General features: G+C 71.3%; 19 protein-coding genes, 1 tRNA gene and 1 pseudogene. 11 read left to right on the top strand and 10 right to left on the bottom strand.

Annotation, left to right across the window (positions count from 1 at the left end):
- Window positions 1-3: 3 nt before the first annotated feature.
- From thrC to ACIGW2_RS05480, 5 genes are all read right to left on the bottom strand, one after another.
- The gene (gene thrC, locus ACIGW2_RS05500) at window positions 4-1,074 is read right to left on the bottom strand and encodes a threonine synthase (protein WP_391652533.1); all 1,071 of its coding nucleotides are present in this window, start codon (window positions 1,072-1,074) and stop codon (window positions 4-6) included.
- A gap of 6 nt (window positions 1,075-1,080) precedes the next feature.
- The gene (locus tag ACIGW2_RS05495) at window positions 1,081-2,373 is read right to left on the bottom strand and encodes a homoserine dehydrogenase (protein WP_356064048.1); all 1,293 of its coding nucleotides are present in this window, start codon (window positions 2,371-2,373) and stop codon (window positions 1,081-1,083) included.
- A 150-nt stretch (window positions 2,374-2,523) separates the two neighbouring features.
- A complete protein-coding gene (gene lysA / locus ACIGW2_RS05490; RefSeq protein WP_361579473.1) occupies window positions 2,524-3,915 on the bottom strand; it encodes a diaminopimelate decarboxylase in 1,392 nt (463 codons plus the stop codon).
- 14 nt (window positions 3,916-3,929) lie between these two features.
- Entirely contained in the window at window positions 3,930-4,982 is a 1,053-nt protein-coding gene (nrtL, locus tag ACIGW2_RS05485) for an ArgS-related anticodon-binding protein NrtL (RefSeq protein WP_399841266.1), read from the bottom strand.
- Between the two features lie 354 nt (window positions 4,983-5,336).
- Window positions 5,337-5,858, bottom strand: coding sequence for a response regulator (locus tag ACIGW2_RS05480; RefSeq protein ID WP_391652531.1), 522 nt, complete (start codon window positions 5,856-5,858; stop codon window positions 5,337-5,339).
- A 111-nt stretch (window positions 5,859-5,969) separates the two neighbouring features.
- Here ACIGW2_RS05480 and ACIGW2_RS05475 point away from each other — a divergent pair.
- Together ACIGW2_RS05475 and ACIGW2_RS05470 are read left to right on the top strand one after the other, a co-directional pair.
- Window positions 5,970-6,041, top strand: a tRNA-Arg gene (locus ACIGW2_RS05475).
- 234 nt (window positions 6,042-6,275) lie between these two features.
- Window positions 6,276-6,737: a hypothetical protein gene (locus ACIGW2_RS05470; RefSeq protein WP_399841262.1), complete on the top strand. Its 462-nt coding sequence runs from the start codon at window positions 6,276-6,278 to the stop codon at window positions 6,735-6,737.
- A 55-nt stretch (window positions 6,738-6,792) separates the two neighbouring features.
- On the opposite strand, the pseudogene ACIGW2_RS05465 reads toward ACIGW2_RS05470, so the two are convergent.
- From ACIGW2_RS05465 to ACIGW2_RS05455, 3 genes and pseudogenes are all read right to left on the bottom strand, one after another.
- Window positions 6,793-7,048: pseudogene (locus ACIGW2_RS05465) on the bottom strand (site-specific integrase); the annotation flags it as partial.
- A gap of 16 nt (window positions 7,049-7,064) precedes the next feature.
- A complete protein-coding gene (locus tag ACIGW2_RS05460; RefSeq protein ID WP_399841259.1) occupies window positions 7,065-7,487 on the bottom strand; it encodes a hypothetical protein in 423 nt (140 codons plus the stop codon).
- Between the two features lie 202 nt (window positions 7,488-7,689).
- Window positions 7,690-8,664, bottom strand: coding sequence for a glycosyltransferase (locus ACIGW2_RS05455; protein WP_361579467.1), 975 nt, complete (start codon window positions 8,662-8,664; stop codon window positions 7,690-7,692).
- 110 nt (window positions 8,665-8,774) lie between these two features.
- Here ACIGW2_RS05455 and ACIGW2_RS05450 point away from each other — a divergent pair, with 110 nt between their 5' ends.
- Together ACIGW2_RS05450 and ACIGW2_RS05445 are read left to right on the top strand one after the other, a co-directional pair.
- Window positions 8,775-9,242, top strand: coding sequence for a GtrA family protein (locus tag ACIGW2_RS05450; RefSeq protein ID WP_391652527.1), 468 nt, complete (start codon window positions 8,775-8,777; stop codon window positions 9,240-9,242).
- A 102-nt stretch (window positions 9,243-9,344) separates the two neighbouring features.
- Entirely contained in the window at window positions 9,345-10,817 is a 1,473-nt protein-coding gene (locus ACIGW2_RS05445; RefSeq protein WP_391652526.1) for a hypothetical protein, read from the top strand.
- A 107-nt stretch (window positions 10,818-10,924) separates the two neighbouring features.
- Here ACIGW2_RS05445 and ACIGW2_RS05440 read toward each other — a convergent pair whose 3' ends face one another.
- On the bottom strand, window positions 10,925-11,380 hold the full coding sequence (locus ACIGW2_RS05440) for a MarR family transcriptional regulator (protein WP_356064030.1): 456 nt from the start codon (window positions 11,378-11,380) through the stop codon (window positions 10,925-10,927).
- 95 nt (window positions 11,381-11,475) lie between these two features.
- Here ACIGW2_RS05440 and ACIGW2_RS05435 point away from each other — a divergent pair, with 95 nt between their 5' ends.
- Window positions 11,476-11,805 carry a rhodanese-like domain-containing protein gene (locus ACIGW2_RS05435; protein WP_356064029.1) on the top strand — a complete coding sequence of 110 codons (330 nt, stop codon included), beginning with the start codon at window positions 11,476-11,478 and terminating at the stop codon, window positions 11,803-11,805.
- A 27-nt stretch (window positions 11,806-11,832) separates the two neighbouring features.
- The gene (locus tag ACIGW2_RS05430; protein WP_356064027.1) at window positions 11,833-12,402 is read left to right on the top strand and encodes a YceI family protein; all 570 of its coding nucleotides are present in this window, start codon (window positions 11,833-11,835) and stop codon (window positions 12,400-12,402) included.
- Between the two features lie 172 nt (window positions 12,403-12,574).
- On the opposite strand, the gene ACIGW2_RS05425 is transcribed toward ACIGW2_RS05430, so the two are convergent.
- On the bottom strand, window positions 12,575-13,222 hold the full coding sequence (locus ACIGW2_RS05425; protein WP_399841253.1) for a TetR/AcrR family transcriptional regulator: 648 nt from the start codon (window positions 13,220-13,222) through the stop codon (window positions 12,575-12,577).
- Between the two features lie 622 nt (window positions 13,223-13,844).
- On the opposite strand from ACIGW2_RS05425, the gene ACIGW2_RS05420 reads away from it, so the two are divergent.
- Genes ACIGW2_RS05420 through ACIGW2_RS05400 form a run of 5 tightly spaced genes read left to right on the top strand, consistent with a single transcriptional unit; the run spans window position 13,845 to window position 18,572 of the window.
- Window positions 13,845-15,041 carry a pyridoxal phosphate-dependent aminotransferase gene (locus tag ACIGW2_RS05420; RefSeq protein ID WP_356064021.1) on the top strand — a complete coding sequence of 399 codons (1,197 nt, stop codon included), beginning with the start codon at window positions 13,845-13,847 and terminating at the stop codon, window positions 15,039-15,041.
- Window positions 15,031-15,570, top strand: coding sequence for a DUF6190 family protein (locus tag ACIGW2_RS05415; RefSeq protein WP_356064018.1), 540 nt, complete (start codon window positions 15,031-15,033; stop codon window positions 15,568-15,570). Before ACIGW2_RS05420 ends, ACIGW2_RS05415 begins: the two co-directional genes overlap by 11 nt.
- Before the next feature lies 1 nt (window position 15,571).
- Window positions 15,572-16,369, top strand: a complete 798-nt coding sequence (locus tag ACIGW2_RS05410; protein WP_391652524.1) for a dihydrodipicolinate synthase family protein — start codon at window positions 15,572-15,574, stop codon at window positions 16,367-16,369.
- Window positions 16,366-17,247, top strand: a complete 882-nt coding sequence (locus ACIGW2_RS05405; RefSeq protein WP_399841247.1) for an iron-containing redox enzyme family protein — start codon at window positions 16,366-16,368, stop codon at window positions 17,245-17,247. Before ACIGW2_RS05410 ends, ACIGW2_RS05405 begins: the two co-directional genes overlap by 4 nt.
- Complete coding sequence (locus tag ACIGW2_RS05400; protein ID WP_391652522.1) at window positions 17,244-18,572, top strand: methyltransferase domain-containing protein; 1,329 nt, start codon at window positions 17,244-17,246, stop codon at window positions 18,570-18,572. The genes ACIGW2_RS05405 and ACIGW2_RS05400 overlap by 4 nt, the downstream gene beginning before the upstream one ends.
- Window positions 18,573-18,594: the final 22 nt, after the last annotated feature.

Here is an 18,594-nt window from a genome sequence, read left to right as displayed (position 1 = left end):
GGATCAGGCCAGACCGAGGCGCTCGGCGGCAGCCGCGGCGTCGACCGGGACGGTCACCGGCTGCGGGGCGCCGGCCACGGCCCAGTCGGGGTCCTTGAGGCCGTTGCCGGTGACGGTGCAGACGATCCGCTGGCCCGGGTCGACCTTGCCCTGCGCGGCGGCCTTCAGCAGACCGGCGACCGAGGCGGCCGAGGCGGGCTCGACGAAGACGCCCTCCTGCGCGGCCAACAGGCGGTAGGCCTGCAGGATCTCACGGTCCGTCACCTCGTCGATGAAGCCGCCGGACTCGTCGCGCGCGGCGATCGCGTACTCCCAGGAGGCCGGGTTGCCGATGCGGATCGCGGTGGCGATCGTCGACGGGTCCTTGACGACCTCGCCGCGCACCAGCGGGGCGGAGCCGGAGGCCTGGAAGCCCCACATGCGCGGGGTGCGGCCGGCGAGGCCGTCCGCCGCGTATTCCTTGTAGCCCTTCCAGTACGCGGTGATGTTGCCCGCGTTGCCGACCGGCAGGACGTGGATGTCGGGGGCGTCGCCCAGCATGTCCACGATCTCGAACGCGGCGGTCTTCTGGCCCTCGATGCGGACCGGGTTGACCGAATTGACCAGCGCGACCGGGTAGTTGTCGGACAGCGCGCGGGCCAGGTCCAGGCAGTCGTCGAAGTTGCCGTCGACCTGGAGGATCTTCGCGCCGTGCACGAGGGCCTGGCCCATCTTGCCCAGCGCGATCTTGCCCTGCGGGACGAGCACCGCGGAGACCATCCCGGCGCGCACCGCGTAGGCGGCGGCGGAGGCCGAGGTGTTGCCGGTCGAGGCGCAGATGACGGCCTTGGCGCCGTCCTCCTTCGCCTTCGAGATGGCCATGGTCATGCCGCGGTCCTTGAAGGAACCGGTGGGGTTGGCGCCCTCGACCTTGAGGTGCACCTCGCAGCCCGTGCGCTCGGAGAGGACCTGAGCGGGTACGAGCGGCGTGCCGCCCTCACGGAGCGTGACGACCGGCGTCGTGTCCGTGACCGGAAGACGGTCCCGGTACTCCTCGATGATGCCGCGCCACTGGTGGGTGCCCTTGTCGGTCATGGGTCCTTACTCCCCTTCAACACGCATGATGCTGGCGACACCGCGCACGGTGTCGAGCTTGCGCAGCGCCTCGACGGTCCCGGAGAGGGCGGCGTCGGGCGCGCGGTGGGTGACGACGACGAGGGAGGCCTCGCCGTCCTTGCCCGTCTGACGGACGGTGTCGATCGACACGCCGTGCTCGGCGAAGACCGTCGCCACCTGGGCGAGCACGCCCGGCTTGTCGGCCACGTCGAGACTGATGTGGTACCGCGTCACGACCTCGCCCATGGGGCTCACGGGCAGCTGGGTGTACGCGGACTCACCGGGGCCGGTGGCCTCGCTGAGCTTGTTGCGGCACACGGCGACCAGGTCGCCGAGCACGGCCGAGGCGGTCGGAGCGCCGCCCGCGCCGGGGCCGTAGAACATGAGCCGCCCGGCGGCCTCCGCCTCGACGAAGACCGCGTTGTACGCCTCGCGGACGGAGGCCAGCGGGTGGCTGAGCGGAATCATCGCGGGGTGCACGCGCGCGGTGACGGAGCCGCCGTCGGCGGCCCGCTCGCAGATGGCGAGCAGCTTGATGGTGCAGCCCATCTGCTTGGCGGAGGCGAAGTCGGCGGCGGTGACCTCGGTCATGCCCTCGCGGTAGACGTCGTCGAGGCGCACGCGCGTGTGGAAGGCGATCCCGGCGAGGATGGCGGCCTTGGCGGCGGCGTCGAAGCCCTCGACGTCGGCGGTCGGGTCGGCCTCGGCGTACCCGAGCGCGGTGGCCTCGTCCAGGGCCTCCGAGTAGCCCGCCCCGGAGGTGTCCATCTTGTCGAGGATGAAGTTGGTGGTGCCGTTGACGATGCCCATCACGCGGTTGATCTTGTCGCCGGCGAGGGACTCGCGCAGCGGGCGGATGAGCGGGATGGCGCCGGCGACGGCGGCCTCGTAGTAGAGGTCCTGGCCGTGCCGCTCGGCGGCCTCGTAGAGGGTCGCGCCGTCCTGGGCGAGCAGCGCCTTGTTGGCGGACACCACGGAGGCGCCGTGCTCGAAGGCGGTGGTGATGAGGGTGCGGGCGGGCTCGATGCCGCCGATGACCTCGACGACCACGTCGATGTCGCCGCGTTTGACGAGGGCGGTCGCGTCGGTGGTGATGAGCTCGGCGGGGACGCCGCCGCGCACCTTGTCGGGACGGCGGACGGCCACGCCGGCGAGCTCGACCGGCGCGCCGATGCGCGCGGCGAGGTCGTCGGCGTGCGTCGTCATGATGCGCGCCACCTCTGAGCCGACCACTCCACAGCCCAGCAGCGCCACCTTCAGCGGACGCGTACGCATCATCCGACCTCGTCTCTTCGAACCTACTGGTCCGTGGGTCACGGACCTGTCCCTCTGGGATCCCTACGGTGGAAACCAGTCTCACTCACCGGACGCCCGTTTCAGCGCTTGGTCCGAATGGCGAGACATGGTTTCCATCACGTGACTATTTCATCACCCGACGTCGAGACGCAGGAGATCTTCCTCCGTCTCGCGTCGCACGATGACCCGCGCCTCGCCGTCCCGCACGGCCACGACCGGCGGACGCAGCGCGTGGTTGTAGTTGCTGGCCATGGAGCGGCAGTACGCGCCGGTCGCGGGCACCGCGATCAGGTCGCCGGGCGCCAGGTCGGCCGGCAGGAACGCGTCCCGCACCACGATGTCGCCGCTCTCGCAGTGCTTGCCCACGACCCGGGACAGCATCGGCTCGGCGTCACTCGTACGGGAGACCAGCGCGACGCTGTACTCGGCGTCGTACAGCGCGGTGCGGATGTTGTCCGACATCCCGCCGTCGACGGAGACGTAGGTGCGCAGCCCCTCCAGCGGCTTGACCGTGCCCACCTCGTACAGGGTGAAGGCGGTCGGGCCGACGATCGCGCGGCCGGGCTCGACGGAGATCCGCGGGGTGCGCAGGCCGGCGGCCTCGCACTCGCGGGTCACGATCTCGGTGAGCGCCTTGGCGATGTGGTGCGGCTCGCGGGGGTCGTCCTCGGAGGTGTACGCGATGCCGAGGCCGCCGCCGAGGTCGATCTCGGGCAGCTCGACGCCGTGCTCGTCGCGGACCTCGGCGAGCAGCTGGACCACCCGGCGGGCCGAGACCTCGAAGCCGGCCATGTCGAAGATCTGGGAGCCGATGTGGGAGTGGATCCCGATGAGCTCCAGGCCGTCGAGCTTCAGGGCCCGGCGGACCGCCTCCGCGGCCTGTCCGCCGGCCAGCGCGATGCCGAACTTCTGGTCCTCGTGGGCGGTGGCGATGAACTCGTGGGTGTGCGCCTCGACGCCGACGGTGACCCGGATCTGCACGCGCTGGCGCTTGCCGAGGGACTGCGCGACGTGCGCGACGCGCACGATCTCCTGGAAGGAGTCGAGGACGATCCGCCCGACGCCGGCGGACACGGCCTTGTGGATCTCCTCCTCGGACTTGTTGTTCCCGTGGAAGGCGATCCGCTCGGCGGGCATCCCGGCGGACAGGGCGGTGGTCAGTTCGCCGCCGGAGCACACGTCGAGGTTGAGCCCCTCCTCCTTGAGCCAGCGCACGACGGCCCGGGAGAGGAAGGCCTTGCCCGCGTAGAAGACGTCGGCCTCCGTGCCGAAGGCGTCCGCCCAGGCGCGGCAGCGGGCGCGGAAGTCGTCCTCGTCGAGGAAGTAGGCGGGGGTGCCGAAGCGCTCGCGCAGCTCGGTGACGGTCAGCCCGCCGACGGTGAGCTGCCCGCGCTCGTCCCGCGCGACGGTCCGGGACCACACCTTGGGGTCGAGCCGGTTGAGGTCGGTGGGCGGCGCGGAGTAGTGGCCCTCGGGGAGGACATCGGCGTGACGGGGCCCGGCGGGGTGGGCGGAACGGCTCATGACGACTGGCTCTTTCAGATCTGGTCGGGTGCGCTGATGCCGAGCAGGGAGAGGCCACCGGCGAGCACCGTCCCGGCGGCTTCGGCGAGCGCGAGCCGGGCGCGGTGGGCGGCCGAGGGTTTCTCGTCGCCGAGGGGCAGGACGGTGTGCTGGTACGCGAGGAGGGCGTCGGCGACGGCCTCCAGGTGCCGGGCGACCCGGTCGGGGGCGCGGTGGCGGGCGGCGGAGGCGAGGACCTCGGGGTGGTCGCGGAGCAGTGCGAGGAGCTCGGGCGCGTCGGCGTTCCGGGCGGGCTCGGCCGGCTCGGCGCGGAAGCCGAGCCGCTCGGCGTTGCGGACCAGGGCGCGGGCGCGGGAGTGCGCGTACCGCACCCGGAAGAGGGGGTTGTCCTCGTGCTGCCGCAGCAGCTCGTCGCCGAGCGGGGCGTGGTCGTGGCCGGCGGCGCTCAGCAGCCCCCAGCGCGCGGCGTCGCGGCCGAACCGGCGGTGCAGCTCGGCGGCGCCGAAGGGGACGGGCAGCGGCACGATGTCGGTGGTGAGCCGCCCCCGGGCGTGCTGCGCCTCGGGCAGCGCGCCGAGCAGGGCCCAGTCGGGGTCGGCGGCGTCCTCGCAGGCGACCCGGACGAGGGTCCCCTGGGAGACCAGGATCCGGCGTACGGCGTCGGCGGTGACGGCGGCCCGGACGTCGGCCCGGTGCACGGGCTGCGCGACCTCCCCGGTCGGCCCGCGCCGCCCGTACGCCTCGCCCTGCCGCAGGATCTCCTGTACGAGCTCCCGCCCGCTGTCGCCGTCGAGCGTGAAGTTCAGGAACCCGGGCCCGGTGATGTCGACGGCCCGCACCCCGGGACTCCCCTGGAGCCGCTCCCGCAGGATCGCGGCCACGTCCCGCGCGTCGAGCCCGGCGGGCCGCGCGAGCCCGAGGGCGACACTGCTGGCGTACTCCCCGGTCCCCCCGGGCCGCGCCCGCTCGACCTTCACGCGCGCGGGCACGTCGACCCGCAACGCACCCTCGTCGACCGCACGGCGCACGGCGTGCAGCACGGTGAGGGAGAGGTCCGCGGGGGTCACGGGACAAGCGTAGGGGAGGAGGGGGGTACGAACGCGAACGGGTTTCGGCATGTGGGCGGTGGGGGCGGCGCGGGGCGGGGGCTGGGGCCCGGTGCGGCGAGGCGAGGCGCGGCGCGGCCAAGGCTGGAGGTTCGGTCATGGGCACGCCCGGGGGCCGGTGTCGGCGGTGGTGGGGCCGGGGCTCGGGTGCGGCGAGGCGAAGCGCGGCGCGGCCAAGGCTGGAGGTTCGGTCATGGGCGCGCCCGGGGCCCGGCGTCGGCGGTGGTGGGGCCGGGGCTCGGGTGAGGAGGGGCTCGGCAAGCTGGAGGTTCGGTCGTGGGCACGCCCGGGGGCCGGGCCTGTGGTGTACGGGGCTCAGGCCTCGCCGGCACAGTGGCTGGAGCTCACTGCGGACGGCTCCTCGGCGCCGTCCTGCCCGGCCCCCGCTCCCCCACCGTCCCGCGGCCCGCGCCGCTCGCGGTGCAGGAGCTGCCGTACGACCCGAACGAGCTCGGCCGGCTCGAAGGGCTTGGCGAGGAAGGCGTCGACGCCGGAGAGGTCGCCGCCGTCGGTGTCGTACTCGGTGCAGGCGCTGATGATCGCGACCGGCAGGTCCCGCGTCCGCGGATCCTCGCGCAGCCGCGCGGCGGTCCTCAGCCCGTCGAGCCGGGGCATGACGACGTCCAGGGTGACGACATCAGGACGGACCTCATGCACGACATCCAGACACTCGGCACCATCGGCCGCGGTCACCACCTCGAACCCCTCGAGTTCGAGATTGACCCTGATCAGCTGACGGATCACCCGGTTGTCATCCACAACCAGCACCCGCCCCGACACCCCTGACACACCTCGAGAGTAGGTCCCGCACACCCACTGCGTCCGGCTTTTGCCCACTTCTGACCCGTGCGGGGGACGCGGCCCGCGATGACGCCCCGGAAATACCTGTTCACAGGCACGCTCCGAGAGCTGGTAGTGTTCTTCCCGTCGCCGCGAGAAGCGGTGAACGCCCCCGTAGCTCAGGGGATAGAGCAACGGCCTCCGGAGCCGTGTGCGCAGGTTCGAATCCTGCCGGGGGCACTTCGCAGAAGTGCCAGACAGACCCCGTGATCAGTGGAAACGCTGGACGCGGGGTCTTGTTCTATGTGCAGGCATGTGCCGGGGTGAGCGGCCGTATGTCGGGGTCCGTGGACTATTCGTGGACAGATTCTCGGGGCATCGGCGCAGGTCAACCCCAGGAGTGACGAGGGCTCGTGGAGACGAGCGTCAGCGCCGGCAGATAGCGTCTCTCGCGAACCTCGAGTGGGGAGTGCCATGAGCTGGGACGTTCTGCTGCTGCCGCTACCTGCGGACCTCGCATCGATCGATGATCTCCCCGCCGATCACGAGCCGCCTCCCATCGGCAGCCGGTCCAACGTTCACAAGGCGCTCAGGTCAGCCGCTGGCGACGTCGATCTCACCGATCCCACTTGGGGCGAGTTGCTCGGCCCTACCTGGGTGATCGAAATCGGCATCGGTGAAGGCGACCCTGTCGAGTCGGTCATGCTCCATGTCCGGGGCGGGGAGAACGACGTGCTCCCCGTGATCTTCCACATCTCCCGAACCCTCGGCTGTCGCCCCTTCGACTGCTCGACCGGCGAACTGCTCAAGGACGACGCCTCCTCCAGCTGGGCTGACTTCCAGGCTTTTCGAGACAGGGCGATCGCGTCTGACGCACTGGACAGACCCCAGCCAGGTACCGACCTCAGCAGCACGGTCTTCAGGCGACCGCGTTGAACGACGAAGGCCCCTGGACAGTCCAGGGGCCACGAAGCCTAGCGATCAGGGACTCTCACTCGTACTCGCACAGCAGGTCCTCGATGCGCCGGTTCGCCACTTCCTGACGGCCGTCGAGGCACTTCGCGTACCGGCTCAACAGCACCTCCACACTGTTGCCCGCTCGCTCGGCGACCTCAGTGGCATCCACGCCCGCGTTCAGCCATGTCGAGAGTGCGGATTGCCGCAGGTCGTAGGGGCGCCGGGCGAACGGGTGAGGCGACCACGGCCGGCGGGAGTGCGAACTCTCGGGCCTCCTGCCGTGCCCGGTAGTGCGGCGCCGTGCGGCTAGTCGGCGGTCACGCCCCAGTAGCCGATCAGGGTCGGGCGGCCGTCGTGGTAGAGCACCGTGCAGTTGCCCTGGGCGCGGTCGGGGAAGTCGAGGCGGCCTGTGTCGAGGGCCTCGTTCCATTCCTCGTAGGTGGGTTGGCCGCTGGGGGACCAGGCGCGGACTTCCGTGTCGGTGAGCGGGCGCATGAACGGGCCGTCGCTCCGGTCCGTGGGATCGATCATCTGGGGGAAGTCCAGCACGGTGCACGTGCCGCCGGTGAAGACGTACTCGTGCCAGTCCGGGTCGCACCACAGCTCCTCGACCGTGCGCCCTCCGAAGCCGTGGTCGTCCTCCGCCAGGCTCGCCTCCTGGGCCTGCCGGAAGGCCGCCGCCAGATCAAGCTGATACGGGCCCGTCTGCGTCCACGCGTTGCCGCCCATCGCTGTCCCTCCCCTTCGAACCGTCCAGATGCAAGCGCAGCGTAGGAGACCGCACTGACAGTCCGGGGGGCGTGACCGACGTGCGGCGGGCCGGCGGGAAGCGATGGACGCCCTTCCCGGCCTTTCCCGCTTCCCGCCCGCGTCACGGTGAAGCCCCCGCCGGTAAGGACCGGCGGGGGCTTGCGTGTGCTCTCGGGTCGCGTTACGAGCGGGCCAGGGTCTTCTCGGCCTGGTCCGCTTCGCGGGGCTGCGGGGAGCGGGTGGGGGCGGGGTAGGCGAGGTGGGCCAGGCGGGACTGTTCCTGGCGGAGGTGCATGAAGGACTCCAGGATGTAGCCCACCAGGAGCACCAGGACCGCGATGGTCATGATCGCCGCGGCGAGGATGGCCGTCGGGAAGCGCGGCACCGTGCCCGTGTTGATGTAGTCGACGATCACCGGCGTGCCCAGGCCCAGCGAGATCAGCGCGAGCAGGCCCGCGACGACGCTGTGGAAGAGCGACGGGCGCTGGCGGCGGGCCAGGCCGAGGATCATCTTCAGGATGCGCCAGCCGTCGCGGTAGGTGCGCAGCTTGCTCTCGCTGCCGGCCGGGCGGTCCTTGAAGTCGACGGGGATCTCCGCCGTGGGGAGCCGCAGGTTGAGCGCGTGGACCGTCATCTCGGTCTCGGTCTCGAACTCGTGCGACAGCGCCGGGAAGGACTTGATGTAGCGGCGCGAGAACACGCGGTAGCCGCTCAGCATGTCGGTCACGTCGTTGCCGAAGAGCTTGCGGACGGCGCCCGTGAGCATCTTGTTGCCGACCGCGTGGCCCGGGCGGTAGGCGCCCTCGACGGTCTCGCGGCGGGCGCCGACGACGTGGTCGTACGGGCCCTCGAAGAGCAGGTCCACCAGGTCGCGGGCGCGTGAGGCGTCGTAGGTGTCGTCGCCGTCGATGATGAGCAGGGCGTCCGCGTCGACATCGGCGAACGCGCGGCGGATGACGTTGCCCTTGCCCTTGCGGCGCTCGTGCCGGACGATCGCTCCGGCCTCGAGCGCGACCTCGACGGTGCGGTCGGTCGAGGCGTTGTCGTACACGTAAATCTCGGCCTCGGGAAGCGCCGCACGCAGATCACTGACCACCTTGCCGATGGCCGCCTCCTCGTTGTAGCAGGGGACGACGCAGGCGATCGTGGGTCTCATGTCTTGATCCTTTAGGCTTGTCGTAGCTCCACGCCGCAGCGGGCACCTGATACGACGAAGTAGTCATGTGTGGAGTCACGCGAGAATACCCTGCGGTTAGGCTCTCTTTCATGTCGGATCATCTGTCCCTGCGTCTCCGCCTGAGCGACGTCATCCGCGGTCTGTGGCGTGAGGTCGCCAAGTTCGGGGTCGTCGGGGCGGTCGCCTTCGTCGTGGACGCCGGAGGCTTCAACCTGCTGGTCTTCGGCCTTCCCGGGCTCGGCGGCGGCCCCATGGCGTCCTACCCGGTCCTGGCCTCGGTCGTCGCCACGGCCGCGGCGATGGTGGTCGGCTGGTACGGCAACCGGTACTGGACCTACGGCGAGCAGCGCACCGCGACGACCCCGCGCGAGGTCGTGGTCTTCGTCCTGGTCAACATCGCCGGCATCCTCATCACCGCGGCACCCGTCTACCTCTCGCGCGAGCTGCTCGGACTGGACTCCGCGCTGAGCGACAACATCACCCGCCTCATCGGCTGGGCGGCGGCCACGCTGGTCCGTTTCGTGGTGTACCGGCGCTATGTGTTCCAGGCCGGCTGAGGCCCCCTCCACGTGCGGGTTCGGTGCCCGCGGCGTGCCGATCCCGTGCTGTTAGGCTCCCACCTCATGACACCTGAGCGACCCGCGCGACCGATCTTGCGGATGAGGTCATATCTGTCCGATCGACCGCTGTGGCCGTGGGTCCTCGCCGCCGTCGCCGCGTTCTGCTGCTGGGGCACGGCCATGGTGTTCTCCCCCGGCTACCTCAGCCTGGACAGCGTCGACCAGCTCCAGCAGGCGCTGGGCAAGCAGACCCTGACCGACTGGCACCCCCCCGTCATGGCCCTGCTGTGGCGTGCGCTCATCGAGCTGACCGGCCGCCCGGGCGCCCTGGCCGCGCTGCAGGCCCTCGTCCTGTGGTCGGCGCTGTGGGTCATCGCCTGGCGGGTCTGGGCCCGTACCGGCCGGAAGGGCGGCTCCCTCGCCGTCCTGGCGATCGGCGTCGCCCCGTACATCGTGAACTTCACCGGCGTGGTGTGGAAGGACGTCGAGATGGCGTTCACCCTCCTCGCCGCCTGTGCCGTCGCCTTCGTCGCCCGCGACCTGCCGGCCGACCGCACCCGTACCCGCTGGGTGCTCCTGGTGGTCGGCGTCCTCTTCATCACGTACGCGATCCTGGTCCGCAAGAACGCCGTGCTGGCCGGCCTCCCGGTCTTCTACCTGCTCGTACGCGCCCTGTGGCCGACGCCCGGGCGCCGGAAGTGGCTGGTCTCGGTCGTCGCCCTGATCGCCGCCGCCGTGATGTCGAGCGGCCTCGTGTCCGCCGTCGGCAAGCCGGTCGAGACCCGTCAGCTCTCGCAGATCCTGCTGGACGACCTGGTCCACGTGCTGAGCGTCGACCAGGTGCGCAAGGCCGCCGGCGAGGCCGCGACCACGCCGGACTTCCAGCAGGCCATGGTCACCACGGCCGAGCGCTGCAAGCCCGAGAAGAACCTGTCCGACGCCTACTGGCGCTGCTACCCGCGCGACCTCTCGGCGGGCCTCGCCGACCTGGGCCGCCACGCGGACGAGCTGAACGCGATGTGGATCAGCGAGATCCCCCGCCATCTGCCGCAGTACGCCGAGTACCGGCTCCAGGTCTTCTCGAAGGTCATGTTCCAGGGCCGGTACCAGTTCCAGAACGGCAGCCTGGCGAACGCCCCGGGCATCGGCGAGCCCGACGCGCGCCGCACGGCGATGCTCCGCTACTACGTGACGGGCATGTTCCGTGACCTGCCCTTCCTCTTCGCGGGCTGGTTCTGGCTGGCGGTCGGCGTCACCCTGTCGATCCGGCCGGGCCGCGGGCAGTACGCCACGCAGGTGCGGGTGCTCGGCATCAGCGCGGCCCTGTACATGGCCGGCTACCTGCCGACGGTGCCCGCCGGTGACTTCCGCTACTTCTACTGGCCCGCGCTCGCCGGCACGCTCGGCCTGCTGCTGCTCTGGGTGGGGCGGCGGACGAAGGCGGCCGACGGCGGAGAGGCGAAGGCCCGGGCGACCACCGGGGCCGAGGCCGGACGCAAGGGCGAGGCCGAGCACACGAACGAGGGCGAGGCGGCGACCGGGTCCGGCGCCGAGGCCCGCGCCCACGCCTGACCGGTACACGAGCGAAACCGCGGAAGCTCCGCGGGGCACAGCCTGACGGCTGCGGCCCCCGGAGCTTCCGCGCTTTTGGACACCGGGGCCCCCGGCCCCGGACGCGCTCAGCCCAGCCGGATCTCCTGGGGTGCCTGCGCCACGCGCAGCAGGGCCTCGGCGATGACGGAGGACTCCTCGTCGGTGAGGTGGCGGGAGAAGTGCTCCCAGATGCCGGCCATGTAGGCGGGGGCCGTCGCGTGGATGGCGGCGCGGCCGGCGTCGGTGATGACGGCCCAGGTCACGCGCTTGTCCATGGGGTCGGGGCGCTTGGTGACCAGGCCCGCGCGGGCCATCTCGTCCACCAGGCGGCTGACGCGGGTCCGGCTGAGGACCACCCGCTCGGCGACCTCCTGCATGCGCAGGCCCTGGTCGCCGCCGCTCCTGACTTCCAGCAGGACGTCGTACCAGGTCAGCGGAATGGTGCCGTTGCGCGCCACATCACTCTCGATGGCGCGCACGGCGGCGCTGTGGGCGAGAAGCAGGGCTCGCCAGGCCTCGAGTCGGTGCTCACCTTCGTTCACAGGGTCGAGTGTAACGGGACTTGCGTGCGTGCGCACGCATTGATTAATGTGTGTGCGGACGCACTGATTAAGTCCCACATACCGGAGGCACGGACATGGTCCAGAAGATCACGCGCGACGAGCTGCAGAAGAAGATCGACGAGGGTCTGGTGACGGTCGTCGAGGCGCTGCCGCTCTCCTACTACGCCGACAAGCACCTGCCCGGCGCCCTCAACCTGCCGCTCGACAAGGTCGACGAGCTCGCCCCGACCCTGCTCCCGAACAAGGACGCGGCGATCGTCACCTACTGCGCCGACGGCCCCTGCCCCAACTCGGGCATCGCCGCGGAGCGCCTGGTGGAGCTCGGCTACACCGACGTGCGCGAGTACTACGAGGGCAAGGCCGACTGGGTCGAGGCCGGTCTGCCGACCGAGTCCGGCGCCTGACACCTCCGATCAGAGGACGCGACTGACATGACCACTTCCCCGATCCGTACGGTCGACGGCGTGGAGCTGCCCGCCGCCGGCATCTGGAAGATCGACCCGGGTCACGCCGAGGTCGGTTTCCTCGGTCGTCACTTCATGCTGACCAAGGTCCGCGGCCGGTTCACCGGCGTGGACGCCACCATCGAGATCGGCGAGCGCCCCGAGGACAGCAAGGTGTCCGCCGTCATCGACATGGCCAGCGTGGAGAGCGGCGACAAGACGCGCGACGACCACCTGCGCTCGGGCGACTTCTTCGACGTGGAGCAGTACCCGAAGGCCACCTTCACCTCCACGCGGGTGACCTGGGACGGCAAGCGCGGCACCCTTGAGGGCGACCTCACCATCAAGGACGTCACCAAGCCGGTGACCCTGGAGGTCGACTACCTGGGCCACGCCCGTGACCCGTGGGGCAACGACCGCACGGTCTTCTCCGCGCACGGCAAGGTGAACCGCGAGGACTGGGGTCTGACCTGGAACATGGTCCTGGACTCCGGCGGCATCCTCGTCTCCAAGGAGATCGAGCTCTCCCTGGAGCTCGAGGCGATCAAGGAGAACTGACCTCCTGACGCCCGGTGAGGGCCTCGGTCGTGCAAGCCGGCACGGCCGGGGCCCTCGCCTCGCACCCGGCGCCGCGCCCGATGACGTCCACCGCGCCGTCCCCCGCGCCGTTCGCCCCGCCGTCCACCGCACAGTCCGCCGTGCCACCCGCGGCGCCGTGCCGGACCCCCGGCTACCGGCCGGTGATCCGGTCCACGAGGGCGAGCAGCGTGACCCGGATGCGCTCGCTGTCGAACGCGCCCTCGCGCAGGGCGTGCTGGAGGTCGGAGTCCAGCGGCGCGAGGAGCAGGTGCGCGCCGCAGTCGGCGTCGAGATCCGGACAAGCCTCGCGCAACAGAATGGTCAGGTGCACCCGCCAGAAGGCGTACGAGCCTATGCCGTAGCGGGCGCCCGGCGCGGCCGTCTCCGAGAGTCGTACGAGTTCCAGGTTCTCGTCCAGGAGGTCCAGGTACGCGCCGAAGAAGGCCGCGATCCTGGCCGCCGCCGGGGCGCCCGGGCCGAGCGGTGGCGGGCCGTGCAGAATGCGCTCCTGGAGGCGGCTGTCCTGTGCGTCGAGCAGGGCGGCGGCCAGTCCCGCCTTGCTGCCGAACCGGCGGAAGAGCGTGCCCTTGCCGACGCCGGCCGCCGCGGCGATGGCGTCCATGGACACGTTCGCCACGCCGCGCCGGTCGAAGAGCTTCTGCGCGGCGGCGAGGATCCGCAGCCGGTTGCGGGCGGCGTCCGAGCGCTCGGCCGGCGGCTCGTGCAGCGCGCAGGGCAGGGGCACGGGCCCGGTCATGGAGCCGGGCGCGGGAGCGGTCATCGGTGCGGGGAGGGGCACGGACGCGGGCGAGAGGTTCTGCACGCGGGGCCTCGGTTCTTTCTCCGTGGGGATGGCGGAGCGGGGGCGGCGTCGAGGTGCAGTGTACGGCGAATGGTCCAGTCCGGACCGTCCCGGCACGCGGCACCACGGGCGACGCGACCGACCCGTCGCGCGTCCCCGCGCGACCGTCAACCGACCGTCAACCGACCATCGTGCGACGGCCACGCGACCATCTCGCAACCGGCGTCCGGAAGATGGTCCACGCCTCGGCGAGCCGCTTGTCGCGCCGCCGCCGAGTGTGACAGAGTCCCCAATCGGACCGCAGTCCGTTTACGGGGGTAATCATGGCTGAATCGCGTTCCGGCAGGAGCCCAGTGGCCTCCTCCCGTAGAAGCACTCACTGCACCGTTCCGTAGGACACCGGAGCACCCGCACCCATCCGCATCGGCACCAGCAGATCGCATCAGCACGTCGCCACATCAGCAGCACCCGCTCCCACCGTCCCGAGGACGGTTTCCGCGTGCCCCGAGGCCGCGGCCTGCAACGAGAAATCCTCTTGGGCACGAGCAGGGCCCGCGCCGCCGTGCGCCCCGCCCGCCGCTCGCGTCCCTCATCCGTACGCCGTACGACCGGAGGAACGATGACCTTGCACGCCGACACCACGTTCAGCACCGAGCGCGACGACCAGCGCTTCCTGGACCTGACCCAGCACGAGATCCAGGCGCTGCGCACCGAGTTCAACCTCGCCGACGCGCACACCCACCAGCGCCAGTCGCCCAGCCAGCACGAGATCGTGAGCCGGCTGCCGCAGCTGTGGTACGAGGCCGAGGAGGGCCTCCAGGCCACCTACGAGCAGCGGTTCACCGAGGCGTTCTTCCGGCTGCACCGCCAGCACACCGCCCTGGAGAAGAACAAGACGCTGCTGTCGTACGCGGCCTCCATCTCCACCATGGTCGTGGCGATGTACCTGAAGCGGCAGCGCATGGCGGTGACCCTGGTCGAGCCCTGCTTCGACAACCTGCACGACGTCCTGTCCAACATGGGCGTGCCGCTCTACCCGATCGACGAGTCCGCGCTGCACGACGTCGACCGCATCTACACCGAGCTCAAGCGCCGGGTCCGCACCGACGCGCTCTTCCTCGTCGACCCCAACAACCCGACCGGCTTCAGCCTGATGTCGCACGGGCGGCGGGGCCTGGAGGAGGTCGTCCGGTACTGCAAGGACCACGACAAGCTGCTGGTCATCGACTTCTGCTTCGCGTCCTTCACCCTGTACGACGAGGAGCTGGCCCGCTTCGACGTCTACGAGCTCCTGGAGAACTCGGGCGTCCGCTACCTGGTCATCGAGGACACCGGCAAGACCTGGCCCGTGCAGGACGCCAAGGCCGCCATGCTGACGGCCAGCGACGACATCAAGGAGGACGTGTACAACCTGCACACCAGCGTCCTGCTCAACGTCTCGCCCTTCGTCCTCAACATGCTCGCCGAGTACATAGAGAACTCGGCCAAGGACGGCATGGCCTCGGTGCGCGACCTCCTCGCCGTCAACCGGGCGGCGGTCAAGGAGACGCTGGCCGGCACGATCCTGGAGTACCAGGAGCCGGTGGCCAAGACGAGCGTGGCCTGGGCGCGGATCCGGCACCCCGAGCTGACCGCGACCGAGCTGCAGCGCGAGCTGCGCGCCGAGGGCGTGTACGTGCTGCCGGGCCGCTTCTTCTTCTGGAACGAGCCGGGCAAGGGCGAGCCCTTCATCCGCATGGCCCTGGCCCGCGAGCCGGAGATGTTCGCCGGTGCCATGAAGCGCCTGCGGGAGGTGCTGGACCGCTATGCCGGCTGACGCGACGACGCCCGGCGAGGGCGAGACCCGCGAACCGTTCATCGACGCGGACCTGTTCCTCGGCATGAACAGCGCCGACGAGGCGCTGCGCATCGCCTGCAAGGCCTTCTTCGTGGAACGCCTCGGCGGGCGGGTGACGATGAGCCTGGAGCAGGTCGGCCGCTGCGACGACGTCATCTGGGGCTTCTCACGCGAACTCCAGGACCTCTACTACCCGTTCATGGACCACCTGCACACGGTCATGGACATCAGCCGCGAGGGTTACGACCCCACGGACGTGTACCTGGCCCTGTCCGAGGACTCCGGTCTTCCCGAGCACATGCCGTTCACCGACCGGCTGCTGCTCGGGCAGGTGCTCCACCGCAAGGGCCTGCTGCACACGGCGGGGCCCCGGCTCGCCGCCTTCGGGGGGCTTCCGGTCCGTGCCGTCGCCGCCTGGCCGGCCGGCACGCCGGAGCCCTCCTTCCCCGAGCCGCTGGAGCGGCTCTACCGCACATCGCTGGCCCTGCGCCTGCCCGAGGGAGCGTGAGATGTTCCAGGGAGTGATCGCGGCCCTGGTGACGCCGCTCTCGGAGACCGGAGAGGTCTCCGAGAGCGGGGTGGCCCGGCTGCTCGACACCGTCCGACCGCACGTCGACGCCCTGCTGCCGAACCTCAGCACGGGCGAGGGCCGGCTGCTGTCCGACCGCCAGTGGGAGGACATGCTGACGGCGACCGTCAAGCACGCGGGGGGACTGCCCGTCCTCGCCGGTGTGCTCCGGCCCACCACGGAGGGCGTCCTGGAGCGGGCCCGGGTGGCCGCCGACCTCGGCGCCACCGGTCTCGTCTCCACCACCCCGTACGGCGCCGACGTCACCCAGGACCGGATCTTCGGGCACTTCGCGGAGCTCGACGCCCGCGCCGGGCTCCCGGTCGTGGCGTACCACGGCACCGAAGTCGCCGGGAACTGCGCCGACTTCGACACGCTGCTGCGGATCTGCGAGCTGCCGTCCGTGGTCGGCGTCAAGGACTCCTCCGGCAGCTCCGCCTTCACCCGGCGGCTCGTCGCGGCGAAGCCCGGGGCGCGCGTGTACGCGGGGCTGGAGCACCTGCTGCTGGAGTCCGGTGCCGTCGACGGGTACGTGGTGGCGCTCGCCAACCTCGAACCGAAGCTGTGCGCCGACCTGTTCGCGGGCCGGCTCGACGACCCGGCCGTGCCGCTGGCCGAGGCCGTCGAGCGGTACGGCCTGGAGGAGGACGACTGGTACGTACGGGTCAAGACCGCGCTGCACGAGCGCGGCGTCCTGGAGACGGACCGGACCGTGGACCACGGGGAGGGCCGGGCATGAGCGACACGCTCACGGACACCGCACCCGCCGTGCCCGGCCCGCGGGCCGGGGAGTCGGCGCACCGCGAGCTGTTCCGGCTCAACCGCTCCCGGCTCGACTCCCGGCTGCTGGCCCGGGTCGAGGAGATCGAGCGGGACTGGATCCTGCCCCTGGTGGACTCCGTCGAGGCGGCCGGCGAGCCGGTGCCGGACCGGGCCACCTGGCAGCGGCTGCTCGACGGGCTCCTCGCCGAGGAGCGGGAGCCGAACCCGGCCGGCGTCTATCTGGCCGACGAGGCGAGCCGAGAGGAATTCGCCCTGGTGGTACGGGAGTTCGCGCTCGACGGGCTGACCGAGGCGCAGAACTTCTTCCCCGCCGTGCCGCGGCTGCCGATCAAGGCGCAGATGGCCGTGATGCGGGTGCTCATCGACGAGTTCGGCTGCGGCAACCTCCAGCAGGCGCACTCCCAGCTCTACCGGCTGCTGCTCGCCGAGCTGGGCCTGCCGACGGAGCCGGAGCACTTCGTCGACACCACCGCGGACGAGACCTTCCAGTTCCTCAACGTCTTCTACTGGCTGACCCAGCGCGCCCCGCACGTCGAGTACTTCCTCGGCGCGCTCGCCTATCTGGAGGCCTCCATACCGGACGCCTTCACCTACCAGGCGCGGGCCTGCGAGCGGCTCGGCATCGCCCACGGGCGCTACTACACCGAGCACCTGCACATCGACACCTTCCACATGCAGGAGATGCAGCTGGCCATCAAGGAGTACGAGGCGGCGTACGGTCTCGACCCGGCGCGGCTGTGGGCCGGGGCCCGGCTGCTGTCCCGGCTGATCGGCGGGGCCTTCGACGCGGCCGTGGCCCGCGCCCGGGAGCTGGCGGGCGGGGTGACCGGATGAGCGCGGGGAACACCGGCGGGCCCGCCCCCGAGCCGGCCCTGGAGGAGCTGCCGGGCGACCGGCTCCGGGTGCGGGTGGCCGGGCAGGAGTTCGTCGTCGGCGCCTCCTGCCCGCACCGCAAGGGGCGGCTCGTGCACGGCTACGTCAATCCGCGGACGCTGCGGATCAGCTGTCCGCTGCACCACAGCGCCTTCGACCTGGCCACCGGCTGTCCGGTCGGCGGCCCGGGCGAGGACCCGCTGCCGGTGTACCGGGCGGGCGTGTGGCCCGGCTACTACCGGACCGAGGAGGTGTGGCTGCCGGCCTCGGAGCAACTGCTCGACTGGGGAGCGGAGTTCCACGAGCTGATGCTCGGCGACGACCTGCGTATGGAGGCGTTCAGAACCGCGGTGACGGAGGCGGTGCGCCCCGGCGACACCGTCCTGGACCTGGGCACCGGCACCGGCATCCTGGCCCTGTGGGCGCTGGAGGCCGGGGCCGCCAAGGTCTACGGCATCGACCTCAACGAGAAGGTGCTCGACGCGGCGGTCGAGCGGCTCGACGCGGCCGGCTTCGGCGATCGTTTCGAGCCGTTGCTGGGCCTGTCCTTCGATCTGGAGCTGCCCGAGCGGGTCGACATCGTCATCTCGGAGATCATGGGGAACCTCGCCGACAACGAGAACTTCTCCGCGATCCTCGACGACGCCCGCGAGCGCTTCCTGCGGCCCGGCGGCGCCATGCTGCCGCGGCTCGTCGACAGCTTCCTGGTGCCGGTGGCCGCCGAGGAGGCGCACGCCCAGCTGGGCGGCGAGGGGCCGCGGGACGCGGGCGGTCCGGAGGCGTTCGCCGCGCTGCTCGCGGAGCGCGGCGCGAAGGACCCGTACGCCCTCTACTACGACGTGGTCCTGCCGGTCTCCGGGCACCTGTCCTCGCCCCGGCTGGTCCGCCGCTACGAGCCGGAGCGGCCGGAGGCCACCCCGACCTCGTACGAGGTGCCGCTGGTCTACACGGTGCAGCGGGACGGGGTGCTCACCGGCTTCAAGGGCTACTTCGCGGCCCGGCTCTCCGAGACCGTCGCGCTGGACATCTCCGGCGACGACATCGCGGGCCGCACCACGTCGGACAGCTGGAAGCACTGCTACCTGCCCATCGAGCGGCCGGTACGGGTGCGGCGCGGCGACCGGATCGCGATGACGTTCGCCCGGTCGGCCGGGCGGGACGGCAGTCCCTTCGGCCAGACGTACACGTGGCGGGGGCGGGTGCTGTCGGGCAGCCGCGTGGTGGCCGAATTCGATCAGAGCACGGGGACCGGCGGCGAGGTGGTCGCAACCACCTCCGACGCCTGATCGTCTGGCTCAACAACCAATC

The organism is Streptomyces sp. NPDC053541, assembly GCF_044544705.1.
In the GTDB taxonomy this organism is placed as follows: Bacteria; Actinomycetota; Actinomycetes; order Streptomycetales; family Streptomycetaceae; genus Streptomyces.
The sequence above is the reverse complement of the archived record's forward strand: the minus strand, read 5'-3'. Positions and strand labels throughout refer to the sequence as shown.